Source organism: Anaeromassilibacillus sp. 1001302B_160321_C8, assembly GCF_015554745.1.
In the GTDB taxonomy this organism is placed as follows: Bacteria; Bacillota; Clostridia; order Oscillospirales; family Acutalibacteraceae; genus Anaeromassilibacillus; species Anaeromassilibacillus stercoravium.
The window spans coordinates 23,675-44,792 of record NZ_JADNJD010000018.1 but is presented as its reverse complement, the minus strand read 5'-3'; the positions used below and the strand labels follow the sequence as shown (position 1 = coordinate 44,792).

18 protein-coding genes are annotated in these 21,118 nt (G+C 53.3%); 14 read left to right on the top strand and 4 right to left on the bottom strand.

The features are described from left to right. The first annotated feature begins 4 nt into the window (after positions 1–4). The 11 genes from miaA to I2E77_RS11595 all read left to right on the top strand — a co-directional run bounded on the left by miaA (position 5) and on the right by I2E77_RS11595 (position 10,759). Positions 5–970, top strand: coding sequence for a tRNA (adenosine(37)-N6)-dimethylallyltransferase MiaA (miaA, locus tag I2E77_RS11645; RefSeq protein WP_237966828.1), 966 nt, complete (start codon positions 5–7; stop codon positions 968–970). 28 nt (positions 971–998) lie between these two features. Then, a complete protein-coding gene (locus tag I2E77_RS11640) occupies positions 999–2,387 on the top strand; it encodes an HlyD family efflux transporter periplasmic adaptor subunit (RefSeq protein ID WP_195451278.1) in 1,389 nt (462 codons plus the stop codon). After that, positions 2,368–3,108 (top strand): YggS family pyridoxal phosphate-dependent enzyme, encoded by a 741-nt coding sequence (locus I2E77_RS11635; protein WP_191395324.1) that lies wholly within the window; start codon positions 2,368–2,370, stop codon positions 3,106–3,108. Before I2E77_RS11640 ends, I2E77_RS11635 begins: the two co-directional genes overlap by 20 nt. Before the next feature lie 96 nt (positions 3,109–3,204). Then, a complete protein-coding gene (locus I2E77_RS11630; RefSeq protein WP_087234877.1) occupies positions 3,205–3,684 on the top strand; it encodes a cell division protein SepF in 480 nt (159 codons plus the stop codon). Then, complete coding sequence (locus I2E77_RS11625; protein ID WP_195451277.1) at positions 3,684–4,442, top strand: YlmH family RNA-binding protein; 759 nt, start codon at positions 3,684–3,686, stop codon at positions 4,440–4,442. The genes I2E77_RS11630 and I2E77_RS11625 overlap by 1 nt, the downstream gene beginning before the upstream one ends. Positions 4,443–4,458: 16 nt before the next feature. Beyond that, positions 4,459–5,160: a DivIVA domain-containing protein gene (locus I2E77_RS11620; RefSeq protein ID WP_191441166.1), complete on the top strand. Its 702-nt coding sequence runs from the start codon at positions 4,459–4,461 to the stop codon at positions 5,158–5,160. 21 nt (positions 5,161–5,181) lie between these two features. Continuing rightward, the gene (gene ileS, locus I2E77_RS11615) at positions 5,182–7,971 is read left to right on the top strand and encodes an isoleucine--tRNA ligase (RefSeq protein WP_195451276.1); all 2,790 of its coding nucleotides are present in this window, start codon (positions 5,182–5,184) and stop codon (positions 7,969–7,971) included. A gap of 130 nt (positions 7,972–8,101) precedes the next feature. Then, positions 8,102–8,584, top strand: a complete 483-nt coding sequence (gene lspA, locus I2E77_RS11610; RefSeq protein ID WP_237966826.1) for a signal peptidase II — start codon at positions 8,102–8,104, stop codon at positions 8,582–8,584. Continuing rightward, positions 8,571–9,560: an RluA family pseudouridine synthase gene (locus I2E77_RS11605; RefSeq protein WP_442858924.1), complete on the top strand. Its 990-nt coding sequence runs from the start codon at positions 8,571–8,573 to the stop codon at positions 9,558–9,560. The genes lspA and I2E77_RS11605 overlap by 14 nt, the downstream gene beginning before the upstream one ends. Next, positions 9,529–10,338, top strand: a complete 810-nt coding sequence (locus I2E77_RS11600) for a Cof-type HAD-IIB family hydrolase (protein ID WP_191362706.1) — start codon at positions 9,529–9,531, stop codon at positions 10,336–10,338. Before I2E77_RS11605 ends, I2E77_RS11600 begins: the two co-directional genes overlap by 32 nt. Positions 10,339–10,360: 22 nt before the next feature. Beyond that, the gene (locus I2E77_RS11595; protein WP_087234870.1) at positions 10,361–10,759 is read left to right on the top strand and encodes a ComEA family DNA-binding protein; all 399 of its coding nucleotides are present in this window, start codon (positions 10,361–10,363) and stop codon (positions 10,757–10,759) included. Positions 10,760–10,811: 52 nt separating this feature from the next. Here the strand turns inward: I2E77_RS11595 and I2E77_RS11590 are convergent, their stop codons facing one another. The 4 genes from I2E77_RS11590 to I2E77_RS11575 form a co-directional block, all read right to left on the bottom strand. Continuing rightward, positions 10,812–11,060, bottom strand: coding sequence for a hypothetical protein (locus I2E77_RS11590; protein WP_087234869.1), 249 nt, complete (start codon positions 11,058–11,060; stop codon positions 10,812–10,814). A gap of 22 nt (positions 11,061–11,082) precedes the next feature. After that, positions 11,083–12,159 carry a 6-phosphofructokinase gene (locus tag I2E77_RS11585; RefSeq protein ID WP_191362704.1) on the bottom strand — a complete coding sequence of 359 codons (1,077 nt, stop codon included), beginning with the start codon at positions 12,157–12,159 and terminating at the stop codon, positions 11,083–11,085. Positions 12,160–12,324: 165 nt separating this feature from the next. After that, positions 12,325–14,451: an RNA degradosome polyphosphate kinase gene (locus I2E77_RS11580; protein WP_195451275.1), complete on the bottom strand. Its 2,127-nt coding sequence runs from the start codon at positions 14,449–14,451 to the stop codon at positions 12,325–12,327. Between the two features lie 58 nt (positions 14,452–14,509). Continuing rightward, on the bottom strand, positions 14,510–16,063 hold the full coding sequence (locus I2E77_RS11575) for a Ppx/GppA phosphatase family protein (protein ID WP_087234866.1): 1,554 nt from the start codon (positions 16,061–16,063) through the stop codon (positions 14,510–14,512). 471 nt (positions 16,064–16,534) lie between these two features. On the opposite strand from I2E77_RS11575, the gene I2E77_RS11570 reads away from it, so the two are divergent. The 3 genes from I2E77_RS11570 (at position 16,535) to I2E77_RS11560 (ending at position 21,044) form a co-directional block, all read left to right on the top strand. Then, on the top strand, positions 16,535–17,914 hold the full coding sequence (locus I2E77_RS11570) for a Sapep family Mn(2+)-dependent dipeptidase (RefSeq protein ID WP_172749750.1): 1,380 nt from the start codon (positions 16,535–16,537) through the stop codon (positions 17,912–17,914). 18 nt (positions 17,915–17,932) lie between these two features. Next, positions 17,933–18,607 (top strand): HD domain-containing protein, encoded by a 675-nt coding sequence (locus tag I2E77_RS11565; protein WP_087234864.1) that lies wholly within the window; start codon positions 17,933–17,935, stop codon positions 18,605–18,607. A 97-nt stretch (positions 18,608–18,704) separates the two neighbouring features. Then, positions 18,705–21,044: an ATP-dependent DNA helicase gene (locus I2E77_RS11560; RefSeq protein WP_191448664.1), complete on the top strand. Its 2,340-nt coding sequence runs from the start codon at positions 18,705–18,707 to the stop codon at positions 21,042–21,044. Positions 21,045–21,118: the final 74 nt, after the last annotated feature.

Genomic DNA, 21,118 nt, shown 5'->3' with positions numbered 1-21,118 from the left:
AGAAATGATCTCAAAAGCAACAAAAATGGAGGAACGCATTCCTGTGGCCGCAGTGGTCGGACCCACCGCCTCCGGCAAGAGCTGGCTGGCGGTAGAGCTCGCCCTTCGGTACGATGGGGAGGTGGTCTCAGCTGATTCCATGCAGATTTATACCGGCATGACGATCGGCACTGCCAAGCCTACGGTGGATGAGATGCGCGGTGTGCCGCATCATCTGATCGACTTTGTGGACCCTCACACGCCGTTCAGCGTGGCGGACTATGTGAAATTGGCGGCACAGTGCGTGGCGGATGTCCATGCGCGCGGACGGCTTCCCATCCTAGCGGGTGGGACGGGCCTCTATGTGCGCTCTTTTCTACAGAATCTGCAATTTACGAAGGAAGACCGCGACGACGCTCTGCGCGCGGCGCTCAAGAAACGCGCAGAAGAGGAGGGCGTCCAGGTTTTGATGGACGAGCTGCGGTGCATTGACCCGGAGTCGGCGGCGCGCCTTCATCCGAACAACCTGGGAAGGGTGATCCGCGCAATTGAGATCTATCGTACAACCGGCCAGACCATGACCCAGCAGATTGCGCACTCCCGCAGGGAGCCTTCTCCCTATAATGCCTGCGTGATCGGCCTGGATTTTCTCGACCGGGACAAGCTTTATGCCCGGATCAACCGCCGGGTAGACGAGATGTTGGATGCAGGCTTGGAGGAGGAAGCCCGCCAGTCGCTCGCCCAAAGTGCTTCTACAGCGCGGCAGGCGATCGGCTACAAAGAGTGGATTCCCTATTTTCAAGGGGCGTGCACCCGGGATGAGGTGGCCGAGAATATCAAGCGCGAGACCCGCCGCTATGCCAAACGGCAGCTGACCTGGTTCCGCCGGGACGAAGGCGTCCATTGGCTGCATGTAGACGATTATCCCGATGGTGCGGCTCTCGTATCGGCGGCACAGGTTATTTTGGATGAGTGGCGGGACAATGGCTGACCGCCGGCGCTGCAAAGGGGGAATGTGAATGAACAATTCCATGTTGAAGCGATTGCTGTCCATCTTTATCGCTCTGTTGCTGTTTTTTTACATCGGCTATCAAATTTACAGCGCCAATTACAGCACCGTGCGGACAGAAACGGCTTTGAGCAAGACGGAAGCGGATACAATCGAGACGACCGGGATCGCCATCCGGAAGGAAAGCTTGATCGAGCAGCCCGCGAACGGCGTGGTGGCCTATGCCATCGAGGACGGCGGGCACATTCACAAGGGCGGTACGGTGGCGGTCACCTATGCGAACGAAGCCGACGCCACAGCGCAGCGGCGGCTTCAGGAGCTGGACAGTGAAATTGAAAAGCTGCAAAAGCTCAATGCCCCCGGCGATACATATGCGGCGAACCCGGATTCGTTGAACAAGCAGATTAACCAGGAACTGACGGATCTGCTCATTGCTTCCCGGCAAGAAGGCTTAAGCGGCCTCTCGGAATATCGGGAGGAGTTTCTTTATCTATTGAACGAAAAGCAGATTGTCACAGAAAAGGTCACCGATTTCAATGCGCGCATCAGTACGCTCCAGGCGGAGCGGCAGTCCATTGCATCGTCCCATGGGACACAGACGGGAAGCATCGCTTCGCCGGCCTCCGGCTATTTTATCAGCCATGTGGACGGCTATGAAGGGGTGTTCGATTATGACCAGATCGAAGACATCACCCCGGAGGAGATCCGCGAAAAGATGGCCATGCAGGTGACACCCTCCGCCTCGATCGGCAAGGTTTGCGGGGACTTCAACTGGTATTTTGTCTGCGTTGTCGACGCGGACACCGCTCTGAAATTCCAGGAGAAGGCCAACCAGACCAGTTATGAAGCCCGTTGCGTTACATTGACGTTCCCATTTGCATCCGCTGAGCTGCTCCCGGCGGAAGTCGTCAAGGTCAATCAAAAGGATAAGGAATCCGAGGGGGCCGTTGTGATGCGCTGCAATAATATGAACGCTTCGTTGGCGCGCCTGCGAAACGAGACGGTCCAGATTGAGATCGAGGAATACGACGGAATCCGCGTCAGCCAAAAGTCGGTGCACTTTGAAACAATCACCAAAGAGACATACGACAAGGACGGCAATGTCAATGGGACCGTTACCAAGGAAGTGAAGGGCGTTTACGTCATGCATGGCAGCGAGATTCAGTTCTGCCAGATCTTCCCCCTGTACAGCACCAACAGCTATGTGATCTGCGAAGTGTTGACGACGGAAGAAGAAAATTCGCGGTCGTATGACCCCTTTGTCCAGGATGATACAGAGGGGGATGGGACGCAGCAGGAAGAACCTGTGGAAGGGCTCTTCACCGATCGGACGGTACATCTTTACGATGAAGTGGTAGTAGAAGGGACGGATTTGTACGATGGAAAAGTTGTCGAATGACGAGCTGGCGCAGCGCTGCCGCGCTCTGGAAGAAAATTTAAAGCGCATCCGGGCGGAGATCGCAGAAGCGGCGGTCCGCTCAGGCCGCAAGCCGGAGGATATCACCCTCCTTGCGGCGACCAAGACGGTCCCGGTGGAGGTCATCAACCATGGGATCGAGCTTGGGCTGGATCACATCGGGGAGAACCGCGTGCAGGAATTGTGCGACAAATACGACGCCCTGGAGCGCGAAAAAACCGATGTGCAGTTCATCGGCCATTTGCAGACAAATAAGGTGAAGTATCTGATCGGGAAGGTCAGCATGATCCAGTCGGTGGACAGCATGAAGCTGGCGCAGGAGATTTCCCGGTTGAGCGTCCGGGAACATCAAACAATGGACGTCCTGGTGGAGGTCAACATCGGCCGGGAGGAGAACAAATCGGGAGTCCTGCCGGAGCAATTGAGCGGCCTGTTGGAGGAAATTTCCAGTTTGCCTGCGCTCCGGGTGCGCGGATTGATGGCGATCCCGCCAGCGGATGCCGGTGATGTTGCTACACAGCACTATTTTTCAAAGATGTTCGAATATTTTATTGACACGAAACACAAAAAATTAGATAATGTTTCTATGGATGTTTTGTCCATGGGAATGTCTGCGGACTATGTGCAGGCAATTTTGGCCGGCGCCAACATGGTGCGCGTCGGTTCGGCGCTGTTTGGCGCTCGAAACTATACCAATCTTTAAGAGGAAATTCTCCGAGGGAATCGGTACATGGGTCTGCGCCGCAAGTATGGCCGGCCGTTCCACGGGGAGCAGAAGAATTTTAGGAGGCTTTGGATTATGGCAGGACTGGTACAGAAATTTAAAAATATGTGGAATCCGCCAGATGACGAGTATGATTATGACTATGATTATGACGAGGCGGTGCAGGAAGAGGAGAAATCCTTGGAACATGAAGCTATCTCGGAGCCGCGCGACAGCATTCGCCGTGCGCCGTCCAGTTCTACCGGCAATAAAGTGGTCAATATCCACGCAACCGCTCAGCTTCAGGTGGTACTCTTTAAGCCGGAGCATTATGGGGAAGAAGTGCGCGCCATTGCGGACGAGCTTTTGAAACGCCATACGGTGGTGCTCAATTTGGAAAATACGGAGAAGAACATCTCCCGCCGCATTCTCGATTTCCTCAGCGGCGTCGCGTATGCACAAAACGGCAAAATTAAGCCGGTGGCTACGCGCACCTTTATCATTACGCCGTACAACGTCGATCTGACTGGCGACGATGTGCTGGACGAATTGGAAAACAACGGCGTGTATTTTTAATGGAAAAGCGCGCAGGAATGGACGACGCTGTTTTAGAGGCCAAGCTGCGGGACGCTGTGCGCATTGCAGAGCGCGGCCGCCCGCATTTTGTCGGCTTTTTGGATGAACGGCAAGCGGGTGTGGCGCAAACCATCATGCGCCGCACCGGCTTTTCCAATTATTTGCTTTGGGGCGGGTATGTGGAGGCGGAACGTGTGCTCTTTGGCGCTTTCCCGGATTATCTGGAGGCGTGCCCGGAGGAGTTCCCCTTGGAAACGGTAACGGTTTCATACCGGCAGTGCGATTCGCTCACCCATCGTGATTTTTTGGGATCGCTGCTTTCCAAGGGCGTTGTCCGCGAGACGTTGGGGGATATCCTGGTGGAACCCGGGCGCGCGGTTTTATTCGCGCGCTCTGAGATTGCGGATTTCCTTTTGCAGCAGACCGACAAGATCGGGCGCGTGGGAGTAAAGCTTTCACGCGGGGCGCAGGAACCGCTCCCTGTGCCGCATACGTTTGCGCCGTTTTCCGGGGTGGTGGCGTCTGCCCGCCTGGACTGCATCGCCGCGTTAGCCGCGGGGGTCAGCCGGGAAAAAGCGGCGGGTTTGATTTCCGCAGGATTGGTGATGCTCAATCACGAGGTGGTCACCTCTGTTTCCACGCCGGTTTCAGAGGGGGCTAAGCTGTCTGTCCGGGGAAAAGGACGGTATATTCTGGACCGTGTAGGTCCCTTGACAAAAAAAGGGCGGCTCAGCATTGCCGGTAGAAAATATATTTGATTGGGAGGCTTCCTATATGCTTACGTTGAACGACATCATCAATGTTAGCTTCCGAAAGTCGCGGCTTTCCGGGTACAACACCGAAGATGTGGATAATTTCATCGATCAGGTGAAGGAATCGTACGACGAGCTGCAAAAAAAGAATATTGAGCTGAAGGAAGAGATGGAGAAGCAAAACGCAGAGAAAGAGCAGCTTCTCAAAAAGCTGGAAGTCCTGGCCGGAAAGATTGAAGATTACCGGCAGGAAGAGGACGAAATTAAGAACGCCCTCGTCAGTGCGCAGAAGCTGGGCGATGCTTCTATCCGTGAAGCGCGTCACAAGGCGGAGATCATCGTAAAAGATGCGACGCTGAAAGCCGGGAATATCGCCAGCGCAGCGGAGGAGAATATTCAGGAGCAAAAACGCGAGTTGGAGCGCTTGAAGAAAGAGGTCTCCGATTTCCGTGCACAGCTTTTAGAGACTTACAAGAAGCATTTGACAATGATCGATGCGATTCCAACCTACAAGCCGCAGCCGGAACAGGAGGCAAAGCCGCAGCTCGCCAAAGAGCCGGAAGAAGCGCCTGCCCCTGAGGAACCGACGATGGAATTGCCGCCGGATTTCCATGTGACCATTGCGAATTTTGACGATGATTTGGACGTTTCGCCGCAGGAGCCTCTTCCACACGGCGAGGACGGCCTGAATATACCGACGGATGTATTTACGCCGGGCAAATAAAACCAAGGAGAGTAGAGACCGATGGATTATAAAAGTACGCTGAACCTTCCCAAAACCGATTTCCCGATGCAGGCCAGTCTGCCGAAGCGGGAGCCGGAGATGCTCAAAAATTGGGAAGAAAAGCATATCTATGAAAAAGTGTTGGAAAAGAACGAGGGGAAACCGCTCTTTGTGTTGCACGACGGCCCTCCGTATGCCAACGGCGACATTCATCTGGGCACGGCTTTAAATAAAACGTTGAAGGACATCATCGTCCGCTACCGCAATATGGCGGGATATAAAGCGCCGTATGTGCCCGGCTGGGATACACACGGCCTGCCCACGGAGCTCAAGGCGCGCAAAAAGGCGGGTGTGGAGAATTCCACAACCATTTCGGACGTCGAGCTGCGTGAAATTTGCCGGGAATTCGCGCTGAAATATTTGGACGACCAGCGCAACCAGTTTAAGCGTTTGGGCGGCATTGGCGATTGGGAACACCCCTACATCACCTTGACACATGACTTTGAGGCAGAGCAGATCAAGATCTTTGCAGAGATGGCGACAAAGGGCTATATCTACAAGGGCCTCAAGCCCGTGTATTGGTGCCCGGAGTGTGAGACTGCCCTGGCGGAAGCAGAGATCGAATATGCGGAAGACCCCTGCAATTCCATCTATGTGAAGTTCCGCGTGACGGACGACAAGGGCCTGTTTACGGCAAAAGGAGTTGACCTCTCCAAGACCTATTTCGTCATTTGGACCACGACCACGTGGACCCTGCCCGGCAACGTTGCCATTTGCTTGGGCCCGGAATTTGAATATTCCCTGATCAAATGCGGGGACGAATATTATGTGATGGCCTCTGCGTTGATGGAAAGCGCTATGAAAGAGGCTGAAAAGACCGATTATGAAGTGGTTGCCACCTTTAAAGGGAGCGACCTCGAATATATGAAGGCGCAGCATCCGTTCCTGGACCGCACCTCTTTGGTGATCTTAGGCGACCATGTCACCCTGGAAAGCGGCACGGGCTGCGTGCATACGGCTCCCGGACACGGTGTGGAGGACTTTGAGGTCTGCCGCGACCATTATCCGGACCTGCCCATTGTGGTGCCGGTGGACAGCCACGGCAAGCTCACCGAAGAGGCAGGGCAATTTGCAGGATTGACCACTGAGGCAGCCAATAAGGTGATCGCCAAGCACCTGCAGGAGACCGGCGCGATGTTTGCTATGCAGCACATCATCCACCAGTACCCGCACTGCTGGCGCTGCAAGAATCCGGTGCTCTTCCGCGCGACAGAGCAGTGGTTCTGCTCCGTGGACGCCTTCAAGAAGCAGGCGGTTGAGGCCATCAACGAGGTGGAATGGATCCCGGGATGGGGCAAAGACCGCATCACGTCCATGGTATTGGACCGCAAGGACTGGTGTATTTCCCGCCAGCGCCGCTGGGGTGTGCCGATCCCGATCTTCTACTGCAAGGAGTGCGGCGAGCCGTTGATCGACAAAGACGTGATGCTGCACATCTCGGACATCTTCCGGGAGAAGGGTTCCGACGCCTGGTATGCCATGGAGGAGAAGGATCTTTTGCCGGAGGGCATGAAATGTAAGAAATGCGGCTGCACGGACTTTAAGAAGGAACACGACATTATGGACGTCTGGTTTGACTCCGGTTCCTCCCATGCGGCGGTTTTGCAGCAGCGTTCCGAGCTGAAATGGCCGGCGGATCTCTACCTGGAGGGTGCCGACCAGTATCGCGGATGGTTCCAGTCCTCCCTGCTGACCAGCGTTGCAACACGCGGCACCGCGCCCTATAAGGCGGTCGTCACCCACGGATGGGTGGTGGACGGCGAAGGCCGCAAGATGAGCAAGTCCCTGGGGAACGGCATTGTCCCGCAGGAGATCATCGACCAGTACGGCGCGGACATCCTGCGCCTATGGGTGGCTTCCTCTGATTACCATGCGGATATCCGCATTTCCAAGGAAATTCTCAAACAGCTCTCCGACGCCTATCGGAAGATCCGCAACACGGCGCGCTTTATCCTGGGCAATCTTTCGGATTTTGACCCGGATCAAGATCGCGTTTCGCTCGACCAGCTTCAGCCGATCGACCGTTGGGCGCTGACAAAGCTGGATGCACTGGCTGCAAAATGCAAAGAGGCCTATGAGACGTATGAATTCCACAATGCCTATCACGCGATTCACAATTTCTGCGTGGTGGATATGTCGAACTTCTATCTCGATGTGCTGAAGAACCGTCTCTATGTGGAGAAGGCGGACAGCCAGAACCGCCGTGCAGCGCAGACCGCTATGTATATGATTCTGGATGGCATGACGCGCTTGGTTTCGCCCATTCTGGCCTATACCTCGGATGAAATTTGGCAGGCAATGCCGCACGACAGCAGTGCTGACAAGGAATGCGTGCTGTTTAATGAGATGCCGAAGACGACCGGCGTGGATGTGGACGAGGCGTTCACCGCACGTTGGGACCGCATCCATCAGCTGCGCGACGACGTCAAGAAGGCGTTGGAGCTGGCGCGTAAGAACAAGGTGATCGGTGCGTCTCTGGATGCAAAGGTGCAGTTGTTCTGCGAAGGCGAGCTGTATGACTTTGTCAAATCGGTCGAGGGCGAGTTGGCCGATGTGTTTATCGTCTCGCAGATCGAGGTATCGAACAGCGGAAAAGGCGAGTTCGCGGGCGAAGAGGTTCCGGAGCTTTCGGTTACGGTCAGCCATGCGGAGGGTGAGAAGTGCGCCCGCTGCTGGAGCTTCAGCGATACGGTGGGCAGTGATCCTGCACATCCGGATGTTTGCAAGCATTGCGCGGAGGCTTTAAGCTGATTCGCTGCGGCGATGGATTGAAAACCCATTGTATGGGAAGATAAAAAATATGGTAGGAAAGGGCGGGCAGAAGTTCGCCCTTTTTTCATCCAATACGAAACCGCGCGAAGGCGCAAAGGAGGAATTTATATTGGCCATTCTTTCCCTGGTCCTGGCGGTTGTGGCTGCCTTGGCGGATCAGCTGATTAAATGCCTGGTAGTATCACAACTCAAGCCGGTTGGAAGTGTGACAGCAATTCCGGGCCTTTTGGACTTCACTTATTTGGAAAATCGCGGTGCAGCGTTTGGAATGCTGCAAGATCAGCGTTGGTTTTTTATTGTTACAACGGGAGTCATCACGGTTTTGTTGATTGCAGGCCTATTCCTTTATAAAAAGCACAGTGCCTGCTCGATTGCTGCCTCCATTTTGATCATTGGCGGTGGGATCGGAAATTTGATTGACCGCATCTTTTTGGGATATGTCGTCGATTATATCCAGGTATCGTTTTTCCCTCCTATTTTCAATTTTGCGGACTGTTGCGTTACAGTCGGTACTGTCCTCTTGATGGTGCATATCCTGTTCTTTTTAGACAAGAAAGATGGGAAACAGTTGGAAAAGCATGAGAAATCCTGAAATGCTCCTGGGGGAGACACTGCACATCGTAGCAGGGCCGGAGGACGAGGGAATGCGCCTGGATAAGTTTCTCTCGGTCCGCGTGGAAGAACTCACACGTTCTGCCGCGGAGCGCCTGGCCGAGCAGGGCCAGGTTTCCAGTGGAGGGAAAACTCTGGATAAAAAATACCGCCTGCGCGCAGGGGATGCAATCGAAGTGATCTTGCCGGAACCGGTTGGGTTGGATATTCTGCCGGAGGCGATCCCACTGGATATCCGTTATGAGGATGCGGACCTGCTGGTGGTCAATAAGCCCAAGGGAATGGTGGTGCATCCGGCAGCCGGACATGCGGGTGGAACGCTGGTCAACGCGCTGTTGGCGCACTGCGGCGATTCCCTTTCGGGGATCAACGGCGTGATCCGGCCTGGGATTGTCCATCGGATCGATAAGGACACCAGCGGCCTGCTGATCGTTGCCAAAAACGATTTTGCCCATCAGCGTTTGGCAGAGCAGATCAAAGAACACAGTTTTACACGCATGTATGAGGCGGTGGTCCACGGGAACCTCAAGGAGGATACCGGCACCGTAGATGCGCCGATTGGCCGTCATCCGACGGACCGCAAGCGCATGGCAGTCACAGAAAAGAATTCCCGCCATGCCGTCACGCATTTTGAGGTGTTGGCGCGCTATAAGGGGTTTACCCACGTGCGTTTGAAATTGGAGACCGGCCGAACCCATCAGATCCGTGTGCATATGGCGTATATCGGCCATCCGGTAGCAGGGGACCCGGTCTATGGGCCGAAAAAGCCTGTGCCGAATCTGGACGGCCAGTGTTTGCATGCGCGTGTCATTGGTTTTGTCCATCCCCGCACAGGGGAATATCTGGAGATTACAAGCGAACTGCCGTCCTACTTCACGGCGTTTCTGGAAAAATTGAAAAAACAGACATTTGGAGGAATGGAATGTGGACTTGAGCGGGATTCTTCTGGTGAGTGATCTCGACGGCACCTTAATTGGGGAGAACTTTGTTGTCCCACAGCGCAACCTAGATGCCATCGCACGCTTTCAGCAAGAGGGAGGAAGTTTCGCCATTGCGACAGGGCGTTCGATTTTGTCGGGAGGACACTATGCAGAGCTGACACATCCCAAAGGCCCCTGTATCTGCCTAAATGGGACAATCTTGTACGATTATACCCAACAGAAGATGCTGTGGGATTGCCACCTGGATCAACGTACTGCTGCTGAATACATCCAAAGATTATACGACCGGTTTCCCACAGCGGGAATCGAATATTTTTGCATCAAGACCATACACATTCTCCGACGCAATGCTTATGTGACCGAACATCTCAACCATGAAGGCGTCTCCTGGAAAGAAGGGCCGCCGATCGATCCTGCGCAGCCTTGGTATAAGGCGCTGTTTGCGGACGATCCGGAGAAAAAGGATGCAATGGAAGCCTTTTCCGCGACCTTTCCACATCCGGGAGTGCGGTTTGTCTCCTCTTCGGAAAATTATCTGGAAATGCTTCCGGAACAGGCAAGCAAGGGAAATGCCCTTGTAAAGGCGGCGGAGTTGGCAGGATTCCGTATGGAAAACGTCTATGCGATTGGGGATTACTACAACGACACGGAGCTTTTGGAGGCGGCCGGCGTGTCGGTAGTCCCAGAAAATGCGCCGGACGACTTAAAAGAACAAGCTGATCTGGTGGTAGGGCACTGCTACCAGGGGGCGGTCGCGGACTTGATCGAGGAGATCGAACGAAGGCATCGCTAAAGCGGGGGGAAGTGGCTGGAACATGGAGGAGGAAAAACGGCAGACGCGGATTCTCATCGCAATTGCGCTGGTCTTTTGTGCGCTATTGATCGGATACAATGCCTTTTATGTGCCGGATGCTTCCTTGGAGAGCTTTGTAGAGACCGACGTTTCCGCTGATGGTGTGGACGAGTCGCAAGCGGAATCACCCGGGAAGATCAATCTGAATACCGCTTCCTTGGAAGAGTTGGATACGCTGCCTGGAATTGGCCCGGCGATTGCGCAACGCATTCTCGATTACCGGGAAGAGTACGGCGGTTTCACCCGCGTGGAAGAGCTCAAGGAGGTAAAGGGCATTGGCGACGCCCTTTTTGCACAGATCCAAGAAGACGTTACAGTGGATGAACCTTCTGAATCAAAAAGAGACGGTTATGTACAATAACCGTCTCTTTTTTCACATAGCAAATCTTGCTTATATATTCGGATGGGAACGTTTAAAAGGAAATGCAGTCGCTGTCCTCGGAGAAATACTCGTCATCCAGCTCCTTTTCATTCTTTTCGATGTATAGGGCGGACGCTTTTTTGATTGTGGGCAAAGATTTTTGCACGGTATCCATGCAGCGAATCCATTTCCAAAGGGCCCAGCCACTCACAGCGGTCAAAAGCACGCCAATTCCTGCGGCAACCATTCCGATCAGGCTAAGAATTTTCAAAAAGTGGTTGTGATTTTCAAAATCAAACATGGTCAGGCAACCTCCTTTACGATCAATCGCCGAAGCAGATGCCGATATCGCGCCCGGTCTGGATGACATCGCAGTCCTTCGGAACCGTTTTGAGCTTCCCAGCAACTTCCGAGAGAGGCACGGGAACAATTTTCCCATTTTGTAAAGCGACCATATTGCCGTACTGCTTCTGAACAATCAGCTTTGCGGCCGCAGCGCCAAAACGGGTGGACAGCACACGGTCATAGGGGCAGGGGCTGCCTCCACGCTGGAAATGTCCAGGAACCGTCACGCGGATCTCCTGGCCGGTCTTGTCGCCGATTTCCTTTGCCAGGCGATAGGAGATCGAGGGATATGTCATACTTGCGCGCGCAGCTTTAAATTCCTTTTTGCTGAGTTTTGCCTCTTCCTTGGACATAGCGCCCTCCGCAACGGCAAGGATGGAGAAACGTTTGCCCGATTCGTTGCGCTGACGGATGGTCTTAACAATGCTGTCGATGTCGTAGGGGATTTCCGGCAAGAGGATTACGTCGGCTCCGCCTGCAATGCCCGCGTACAGGGTGAGCCAACCGACCTTGTGCCCCATGATCTCGACAATAAAGACGCGCCCATGGGACGTAGCTGTAGTGTGGATACAGTCCAAAACGTTGGCGGCGATATCCATCGCGCTGTGGAACCCAAAGGTCATATCCGTGCCCCAGACATCGTTGTCGATGGTCTTGGGGAGCGAGACAACATTGAGCCCTTCTTCGCTGAGCAGATTGGCTGTCTTATGGGTACCGTTGCCGCCGAGGACTACCAAGCAATCCAGCTTCATCTTCTTGTAATTGTCCTTCATGTTTTTGACTTTATCCACGCTGTTTTCGTCGATGACACGCATCAGCTTAAATGGCTGCCGCGAAGTGCCCAAAATGGTGCCGCCGAGCGTAAGGATGCCGGAAAAATTTTCCGGTTTCATGCGCTTATAATTGCCTTCGATCAAGCCGCGGTAACCGTCGTTAATGCCATAAATTTCCACATTGTCGCCGAATTCTTCATACAGCGCTTTTGCAACGCCGCGAATAGCTGCATTGAGGCCTTGGCAGTCTCCACCGCTCGTCAAAATACCAATTCTTTTCATCAAAGCCACATCCTTTTTACATCAATAATAATTACGCCCAATTCTGGTGCAGAATTCTTTCCTGCGGCATAGCGCGTCAAAACGGACCTGTAACAGAGCGGGCAGATTTTCCAAGAAGAGACACGGAAAACCTCCGGGTTTATCCTTCGAATCGCATAAAGCGTATTATTCTGCAGTACTGCGAATCGGTTTATATGGCTGAGAGGCATCCGGTACCTGCAAGGCTTTCACAGCCTTTTGTGCCATAATTGAAAATTCTACCTGGCTATTGTGTGGGGCCTTTCCGCGCCGGTCGATATGCTCATATGTGGTGTCGGAGCGGAGCATACGTGCATTTATATTGTCATTCCACATCGTTTCCAAAATGCCAAAAGCACGTTCTTTCAGATCCTCATCTTCGATGGGGAATACCAGTTCCACACGCCGGTCCAGGTTGCGGGGCATCCAGTCTGCGCTGCCCATATAAATTTTGGGGTTCCCGGCGTTTTCAAATTTGAAAATACGGCTGTGCTCTAAGAGCTGGCCCACAATACTGATTACCGTAATATTCTCGCTGACACCCGGAAGCCCTGGCACCAAACAGCAGATACCGCGAACAATCAAGCGGATCGGAACATTGGCTTGCGAAGCCTGATAAAGCAACTCGATAATCTCTGGATCGACTAGGGAGTTGACCTTGGCTGTGATGCCACAGGGCAGGCCAGCCTGCGCATTGGCGATTTCCTTTTGAATCATTCGAACAAAGAATTCCCGCAGGCCGTGGGGGGCGACTGCGAATTTGTTGTAATCCGGGGGCAAAGAGTAGCCGGTCAATACATTAAACAGGGAAGAGGCATCCCTGCCGAATGGCTCTTTGCAGGTAAAGACGCCGATGTCGGTATAGATTTTGGCGGTCGAATCGTTGTAATTGCCGGTCGCCATGTGGAGATACCGGCGGATGCCGTCCTCGTCCCGGCGCACGACCAGGAGAATCTTGCAGTGCGTCTTCAGGCCTGCCAAGCCGTAGATGACATGGCACCCGGCTTTTTCCAGCTTCTTTGCCCAGAGGATATTGTTTTCCTCATCAAAACGGGCCTTCAATTCCACCAAAACCGTGACCTGCTTCCCATTTTCAGCAGCGCGGATCAAGGCGGCGACAATCGGGGAATGCCCGCTCACACGGTATAAGGTCTGCTTGATGGCCAGCACATTTTCGTCCTCGGCTGCCTGCCGTACAAAATCCACCACGCATTCGAAGCTCTCATACGGGTGATGGACCATGCGGTCCTTATCCCGGATCGCTTCGAACATATCGCTGTAGCCCCAGAACGCTGCGGGCGGGTAGACCGGCTTGATGGGCTTGAAGCAAAGATGCTCACAACCGGAGAGATTGGCAAATTTCGAGAGGAAGGTCAGATCCAGCGGACCAGGGACTTCGTAGATTTCGCTCTTATGGATCTCCAGCATTTCGATCAGGAACTCTTTTGTCTCCTTATCGCAGCGCTGGAGCAATTCCAGGCGGACAGGCTTACCGCGTTTGCGCCGCTTGATGGATTTTACAATCTCACTGAGCAGGTCGTCCGCCTCTTCATCGATCTCCAAATCGGAATCGCGGGTGATGCGGAACGGGCAGCTCGCTTGAATCTCATTGAACTCAAACAGCGATTCCAGCTTATAGGTAATCACATCCTCCAACAGGACAAACACGCGCCCCTCTTCACTGGGGACTTCTAAAAACCTGGAAAGAATACCCGGAACCTGCACGACCGCAAAATAGGATTCCTCGGATTTTTTGCTTTTCAAACGAACCGCTAAATTCAGGCTTTTGTTCGCCAGGAACGGGAACGGACGGCTGCGGTCCACCGCCAAAGGAGTGAGCACAGGGAAGAGGATCTTATCAAAATAGTCGGAAATGAACGCCGTCTGTTTTTCACTCATTTGATCCGGCGTAACAAACATAATGCCGTTCTTTTTCAGAGCAGGGACAATGGAACGGTGTAAACAGGAGTACTGGCGCTCTGTAAATCCATAAATCTTCGTATTCAATTGGGGAAGCAACTTCGCAGGGGTGAGGCCGGAGAAGTCCGCACGGTTGTAACCGGATTCCACCTGTTCTTTTACCCCAGCGACACGCACCATGAAAAACTCGTCAAGGTTCGAAGCAGTGATCGACAAAAACCGGATGCGCTCCATGACGGGATTTTCCTTTTCAAAGGCTTCTTCCAGGACACGGGCGTTAAAATCCATCCAGCTCAGTTCCCGGTTGATAAAGGGAAGCTGCTGCTTTTCCATTTTTTCATTTTTTTCAATCATATAACCACGCAGCCTTTTTAATAGTATTTACCCCTCGGTAAACGACGGGGGGAACCGCTCAAATCATGGTCGATTTGATGGTCAATTCCGGATTGATTCCGAACACCTCTTTAAAGAAGGGGGCTGTCTGTTCGAAAGCCCATTTTTCCAAGTAGAGGTTTTCATTGCTTTCCCCTGTAATCAACAGGCGGTTCTTGTCCAGCCGGACCTTAATATCGTCCAATTTCTGCTTATGCGCTTTGTCAAGCGCATTGGCCAGGCGGAAGATCGCCACCAATTTGGAGATGACCAACCGGATTGGTTCCCGGATGCGGATAAACTCCAAGCCATCGTAATTGGGGACATCGTATTCGTTATACCGTGCGATATAGGCGATAATCAACATTTCTTCGGCGGTCATGCCATAGAGGTCGATGTTTTTTAAAAGGTCAAAGGAACTGGAAAGATGCTCCTTTGCGTTGACATAATGGCCGCAGTCGTGCATGATGGAGGCGAGCTCCAAGAGCAGGCGCTTGCGCCGGTCCAAGCCGTGCATGCCTTTCATTTTATCAAAGATTTTGCACGCAAATTTACGGATGTTTTCTGTATGATGTTCGTTGACATTATAGACACGCGCCATAGCCCGCGCACAGGAGAGCGCGTTAACGCGCACATGTTCTGCATACTCATTAGCGCTTTTGGGGATCAGCATCTGCTTCATCAACGCGAACCAGAGGTCTACCTTAGGCGCGATGATATGATCCGCTTTGACAAACTGCATCAAACGCACATAGATGGCCAAAGCGGAATAGAGAAGCTCTGCAACCTCCTCTTCGATACCGAAGCGGTCGCTGATCTTTTCCTTGGAAAGGGAACGGATCTCCTTGAAGAGGCTTTTGATCTGTTTGGCTTTGATGATATAGCGGCCATTTTCCGGTTCAATTCCACAGATCTTAGCGATCAGCTCAATCTCGTTTCCTGTGAGGACAAGACTTTCAAAGCCGCCTTCCGGCTGGGGAAGACGGATGCGGCCGATGATGGAATCTAAGTATTCTTTTACAACAACATAGAAGGAATCGGTTTCTTCCTGAATGCTTCCTAGCATATCATGAAGTTTTAACGCGCCCATAGGGACGTTCTGGGAAAAGACCATATTTTGCCCGTCGAATACAGATAGGCCGATTGTACCCGCACCGATATAGGAGATCAATGCGTTGCCCATTTTCTGAGGAGCCATCGTTTGCAGGCCAGCAAGGATCTCCGAATAGATCAGTGTTTTTTCCTGGCTATCTTCTAAGACTTCCACAGTCATGTCGTTTTGAATTTTGAGCTGATCCAAAACGTAGGCCCTATTTTTGGCTTCCCGCAGGGCAGTGGTAGCGACCACTTTATATTGGTCTACACCATATTCCGCCATGATATCGCTGTATCCATGCAAAATGCTGGACAGCTCCCGCAGGCTTTCAAAACTGATTTTTCCTCCAGTAAAGACCTCATGTCCAAGATTAAGTGGATATTGCAGGCGGTCAAGGGTGACGATCTCCCCTTTACGGAGCTGGCAGATCCGCATTTTCAACAGATTGGACCCAATGTCGATCACAGCAGCAATTTTTCCGCCCTTCTTTTTGTTCATCTGTACACCACCTACTTATTTTTCAAACGGATGAAATTACAATTCGATGTGGAAATGCATGGAATTTTATGCTCCATAGTAGTGAGAATCGGTTCCAGCGTCTTGCACGGGAAATTTGAAAATCTCATCGATGTTTTATACTTTATTATAGCAAATCTTTGCCTTCTCAGCAATATAGGATTCCCAGTTTCTTTGCAAGATGGGATACTTCTAAATTTCTTTTAACAAATGCTGGTAGGAAAGTCGTTTTTCTCCTATTTTATTGGGAAAGATTTGTGGTATAATAACCTCACGGCATAAGCGGAAGCCAATGTTGGAAAAGGTTGCCGCCGTCTGGATGCCTAGGAAAAGAATGAACCATATGCAGAAAATGGTAACGTGTTTTCTGTTTAAGAGGGAGGCTGTCCAGCGTTTTGTTCCAGTACAATTGGTAGGATAACCTCAAATACAGTTGAAAGGAAGAGAACAAAATTGTATTTCGGAAATAAAATTTTAAAGTATCAGGATCAAATCTTTGCGGACTTGGCCAAGCTGATTGCAATCCCTTCCGTGCGAGGGGAAGCGGAACCGGGGAAGCCCTTTGGGACCGCGCCAGCACAAGCTTTGCAATGCATTTTGGAGATTGCGGAGAAGCTCGGATTCTCCACGCAAAATGTCGGAAATTATGCCGGCCACGCGGAGTACGGCCAGGGTGAGGAGATTGCAGCTGTGCTTTCCCATGTAGACGTTGTCCCGGCGGGGGACGGTTGGGAGACCGACCCATTCGTTATGACCAAAATTGGCAACCAATATTTTGGCCGCGGCGTGGCGGACGACAAAGGGGCGGCCATCGTATCGCTGTATTGCCTGAAGGTTTTGCAGGACGAGCAGGTTCCGACAAAGCGCCGCATCCGTACGATTTTCGGCGCTGGCGAGGAGACGGGAAGCGACGATCTGGAGCGCTACTTTGAAAAGGAACCCATGCCGGTGATGGGCTTTACACCGGACTCAGAGTACGGCGTGTGCAACCGGGAGAAGGGTATCCTGCGCATGAATTTCTCTGCGCCGAACGATTCTACGGTGTTGAAAAGCTTTACCGCAGGGACTGTGGTCAATGCGGTGCCGGCCGGCGCCTGTGCGGAGTTGGCCTGTACCAGAGATGAACGGGAACGTTTGCGCACGGCGATGGTTTCTATGGAAGGGCGTTTTACTTTGGAAGAGACGGACGAGGGCGCACGCATTACCTCGGAGGGGACGGCGTCTCATGCGATGCAGCCGCAGGAGGGCTTTAACGCGGCTTCCCATCTATTGGCGTTGCTTTTTGAAGTGTTCACGGAGGAACAAATGGGCACGCTTCCGGCCTTCCTCCAAAAACATATTGGCGTGGAGCTGGACGGAGCCTCTATGGGAATTAGGCAACAGGACGACGAGTCCGGCCCGTTGACGCTGAACTTGGGGCTGGTACACGCGGATGCATCCCTGTGTACGGCCGCCATCGACATCCGCTATCCTGTGACGTCGGACGGGTCTGCAATCATCGAAACGATTCAGAAGACCGCGCGGGCAGAGGATGTGTTTTCCGAGGAGGGCGGCCATATGAAGCCGCTGTTCCTGCCTGCCGACCGTCCGTTTATCGCCCTTTTGCAGAACGCTTATAAGGCATTCATAGGCGAACCCGCGCCGCTCTATTCCACCGGTGGAGGGACCTACGCGCGTGAACTGGGCGGAAAAGGGGTTGCTTTTGGGCCATTCTTCCCGGATGAGCCGGACCGCCGCTTGCACAATACGAATGAAAATATTGACATCGACCGGTTCATGCTCCACGCACAGATCTGTCTGGAAGCAATGTATCATATGGCGGTGGATGATTGAGTCCAGGGGAGGCCATTTATGGAAACATATCGGACAGTGACCTTTGAAGAGATTTGGAAAAGCGAAGAGGTCAACGCATATATCAAAAATGGAAATGATAACCTTGGCGTTATTGGCTTTACAGAGCACGGCCTAGCCCATGCAAAACGCAGTTCGGATGTTGCCAGGCAGATATTGCAAAGCTTAGGATATGATGCAAGAACCTGCGAGCTGGCGGCGATTGCCGGCTATATGCACGATATTGGCAACGTAGTAAACCGCTCCGACCATGCGCAGAGCGGCGCGTTGATGGCATTTACCATCCTGAACAAACTGCAAATGGACCCAGCGGAGATCGCCTTGGTGGTGGCGGCGATCGGCAACCACGACGAAGGAACCGCCGCGGCAGTGAACCCCATCGCGGCGGCGTTGATCCTCTCCGACAAAAGCGATGTGCGGCGTTCACGCGTGCGCGATAAAGGGACCGTGGCTGCGGACATCCACGACCGCGTCAATTATGCGGTGGAACGCTCTGCGATGGAAATTGACCCGGAAAACCGCACCGCCGTATTGAATATTGTGATTGATACCACGATTTGCCCGGTGATGGAATACTTCGAGATCTTTTTGACCCGCATGGTGCTTTGCCGGCAGGCGGCGCAGTTTTTGAACCTGCAATTTGAGCTGATTATCAACGATACACGCCTGTTGTAACTATTTTTGACAAAAATATTTTGAATTTGTCTTAGGCTGGCCCGTCCCAACGGCGCCAGCCTTGTGCTTTGGTACAGCGGACGAAGGAGGGAGACCGATGGCCTATGAGATTCGCATCTCGGTCAAAAAGCTGGCGGAGTTTTTGTTGCAGAGCGGCAGCTTGGACAACCGGTTCGGCGGTATAGACCGGGCCAGCGAGGGAGCGCGCATTCATCGCCGCCTGCAAAAGGCGGGAGGACCGTCGTACCGCGCAGAGGTGTTCCTTTCCCAGCAGACGGAGCGCCATGGATTTCTCTATCGGGTGGAGGGAAGGGCCGACGGCGTGATTACGGATGCCGTTGGGGTGACGGTCGACGAGATCAAGACGACTGGAGCCCCGCTCACGATGATTACAGAGGATTTCAACCGGGCGCATTGGGGACAGGCGATGTGCTACGCCTATTTTTATTGCCTGCAAGAGAATCTGGAGCGGATCTCCGTACAGCTCACCTATTTTCAGGTGGACACAGAGGAGATCCGGCGCTTCCAGCGGGTGTATACTGCTGAAGAACTGGAAGCGTTTTATCTGGATCTTCTCGATCAATATGAGAAATGGGCGGCCATCCAACGGGATTGGACATCGGTGCGCGACCAGTCCATCCGGGCGTTGGCGTTTCCCTTTGCTACATACCGCGCCGGGCAGAGGCAAATGGCGGTGGCGGTCTATCGAACCATTGCGGCAAAAGGCCGGCTGTTCTGTCAGGCTCCGACCGGCATTGGGAAGACAGTTTCAACCTTGTTCCCAGCCGTCAAAGCGATGGGCGAGGGGAAAGCAGAGCGCATTTTCTATCTGACCGCTAAGACGGTCACGCGCAGGGCGGCAGAGGATGCGTTTGCCCAGATGCGGGATCAGGGCTTGCGGCTCAAGACCATCACGCTGACCGCCAAGGACAAAATCTGCTTTTTGGAACAGAGGGATTGCAACCCGGAAGCCTGCCCCTATGCGAACGGCTACTATGACCGCGCCAACCAAGCACTGTATGAGCTGGTCCACGATTGCGAGGCGGTGACCCGGGAAGCGGTGGAGGCCTGCGCGCAAAAACATCGAGTGTGCCCGTTTGAACTCTCTTTGGACGCCGCCCTTTGGTGCGACGCCATCATCGGTGACTACAATTATCTGTTCGACCCGGTGGTGTATCTGAAGCGCTTTTTTGGGGAAAGCCCAGGCGAGTATGTCTTTTTGGTGGATGAGGCGCACAACCTGGTCGACCGCTCCCGCGACATGTATTCGGCGGCGCTGCACAAATCCACCGTGTTGCAGGCAAGGAGGCTCGTTGGAAAGGAAGAGCGCAAGCTTTTCCGTGCACTGGGCGCCGTGAACACCGAGATGCTTACTCTGCGCAAGGCGTGCGGGGAATCCCGAACGCTTACGCAGGAAGAAGCGCCCAAAGAACTCCTGACCGCTCTGAACCGCTTTATTTCTTGCTGGGAGGAGTGGGCGGAGGAGCACCGCCATTCCCGGACCGATCCGCTCCTGTTGCAGCTCTATTTTGACGCATTGTTTTTTCTGCGGATTGCGGAGCTCTACGACGATCACTTTGTCACCTACGTGACGGTCAGCGGGAGCGATGTAACAGTGAAGCTCCTCTGTCTGGATCCGTCGCCCTTGCTGGACAAGGCGATGCAGCGCGGCCGTGCGTCCATTTTCTTTTCTGCCACACTTTCCCCGTTGGACTATTTTACTTCGGTGCTCGGCGGGGATGACACCACAAAGAAATATGTGCTGCCCTCCCCGTTCGATCCGGCCCACCTGGGGCTCTTTATCGACGACCGGGTCAGCACCAAATATCGGGATCGGGCGCGCAGCCTCCATCCTGTCGCGGAATTGCTTTATGCCATGTTACAGGGGAGGCAGGGAAATTATTTGGCCTATTTCCCGTCCTACTCCTATATGAACGAAGTGTACCGTGTTTTCCGGGAGCGTTACCCAGAGGTGCAAACCCTTTTGCAGACCGCTGGTATGGACGAAGAAGCACGGATGGAATTCCTCAACCGTTTTGATGTGGAGCCGGAAGGGACCTTGCTGGGGTTTTGCGTATTGGGCGGCATTTATGCAGAGGGGATCGATCTGCGCGGGGAGCGGTTGATCGGCACGGCGATCGTCGGCGTTGGACTGCCGCAGGTGAACGCAGAGCAGGAGATCCTGCGCGCTTACTATGACCGGACAAACGGGGAAGGGTTTGCCTTTGCCTATCAATATCCAGGGATGAACAAGGTTTTGCAAGCGGCAGGGCGTGTGATCCGCGGCGAGCAGGACCGCGGAGTGGTCCTGCTGATCGACAGCCGCTTTTCCACCGCATCCTACCGAAACTTGTTCCCCACACATTGGCAGCATTTTCAGACGGTGCGTTCGGCTCCCGAATTGGAACAGGCCGTGGCTGCCTTTTGGGAGCACTAAAATTTGAGAATCTTTTTGCAGGAAGTTGCATTCTCTCCGTGCTTTTACTATAATATGAGTATTATTGAGGTCTT

Excerpts from the sequence above, each read along its gene's own strand:
- miaA (WP_237966828.1), top strand. The coding sequence starts at position 5 with ATGATCTCAAAAGCAACAAAAATGGAGGAACGCATTCCTGTGGCCGCA.
- I2E77_RS11640 (WP_195451278.1), top strand. The coding sequence starts at position 999 with ATGAACAATTCCATGTTGAAGCGATTGCTGTCCATCTTTATCGCTCTG.
- I2E77_RS11635 (WP_191395324.1), top strand. The coding sequence starts at position 2,368 with ATGGAAAAGTTGTCGAATGACGAGCTGGCGCAGCGCTGCCGCGCTCTG.
- I2E77_RS11630 (WP_087234877.1), top strand. The coding sequence starts at position 3,205 with ATGGCAGGACTGGTACAGAAATTTAAAAATATGTGGAATCCGCCAGAT.
- I2E77_RS11625 (WP_195451277.1), top strand. The coding sequence starts at position 3,684 with ATGGAAAAGCGCGCAGGAATGGACGACGCTGTTTTAGAGGCCAAGCTG.
- I2E77_RS11620 (WP_191441166.1), top strand. The coding sequence starts at position 4,459 with ATGCTTACGTTGAACGACATCATCAATGTTAGCTTCCGAAAGTCGCGG.
- ileS (WP_195451276.1), top strand. The coding sequence starts at position 5,182 with ATGGATTATAAAAGTACGCTGAACCTTCCCAAAACCGATTTCCCGATG.
- I2E77_RS11605 (WP_442858924.1), top strand. The coding sequence starts at position 8,571 with ATGAGAAATCCTGAAATGCTCCTGGGGGAGACACTGCACATCGTAGCA.
- I2E77_RS11595 (WP_087234870.1), top strand. The coding sequence starts at position 10,361 with ATGGAGGAGGAAAAACGGCAGACGCGGATTCTCATCGCAATTGCGCTG.
- I2E77_RS11590 (WP_087234869.1), bottom strand. The coding sequence starts at position 11,060 with ATGTTTGATTTTGAAAATCACAACCACTTTTTGAAAATTCTTAGCCTG.
- I2E77_RS11585 (WP_191362704.1), bottom strand. The coding sequence starts at position 12,159 with ATGAAAAGAATTGGTATTTTGACGAGCGGTGGAGACTGCCAAGGCCTC.
- I2E77_RS11580 (WP_195451275.1), bottom strand. The coding sequence starts at position 14,451 with ATGATTGAAAAAAATGAAAAAATGGAAAAGCAGCAGCTTCCCTTTATC.
- I2E77_RS11575 (WP_087234866.1), bottom strand. The coding sequence starts at position 16,063 with ATGAACAAAAAGAAGGGCGGAAAAATTGCTGCTGTGATCGACATTGGG.
- I2E77_RS11565 (WP_087234864.1), top strand. The coding sequence starts at position 17,933 with ATGGAAACATATCGGACAGTGACCTTTGAAGAGATTTGGAAAAGCGAA.
- I2E77_RS11560 (WP_191448664.1), top strand. The coding sequence starts at position 18,705 with ATGGCCTATGAGATTCGCATCTCGGTCAAAAAGCTGGCGGAGTTTTTG.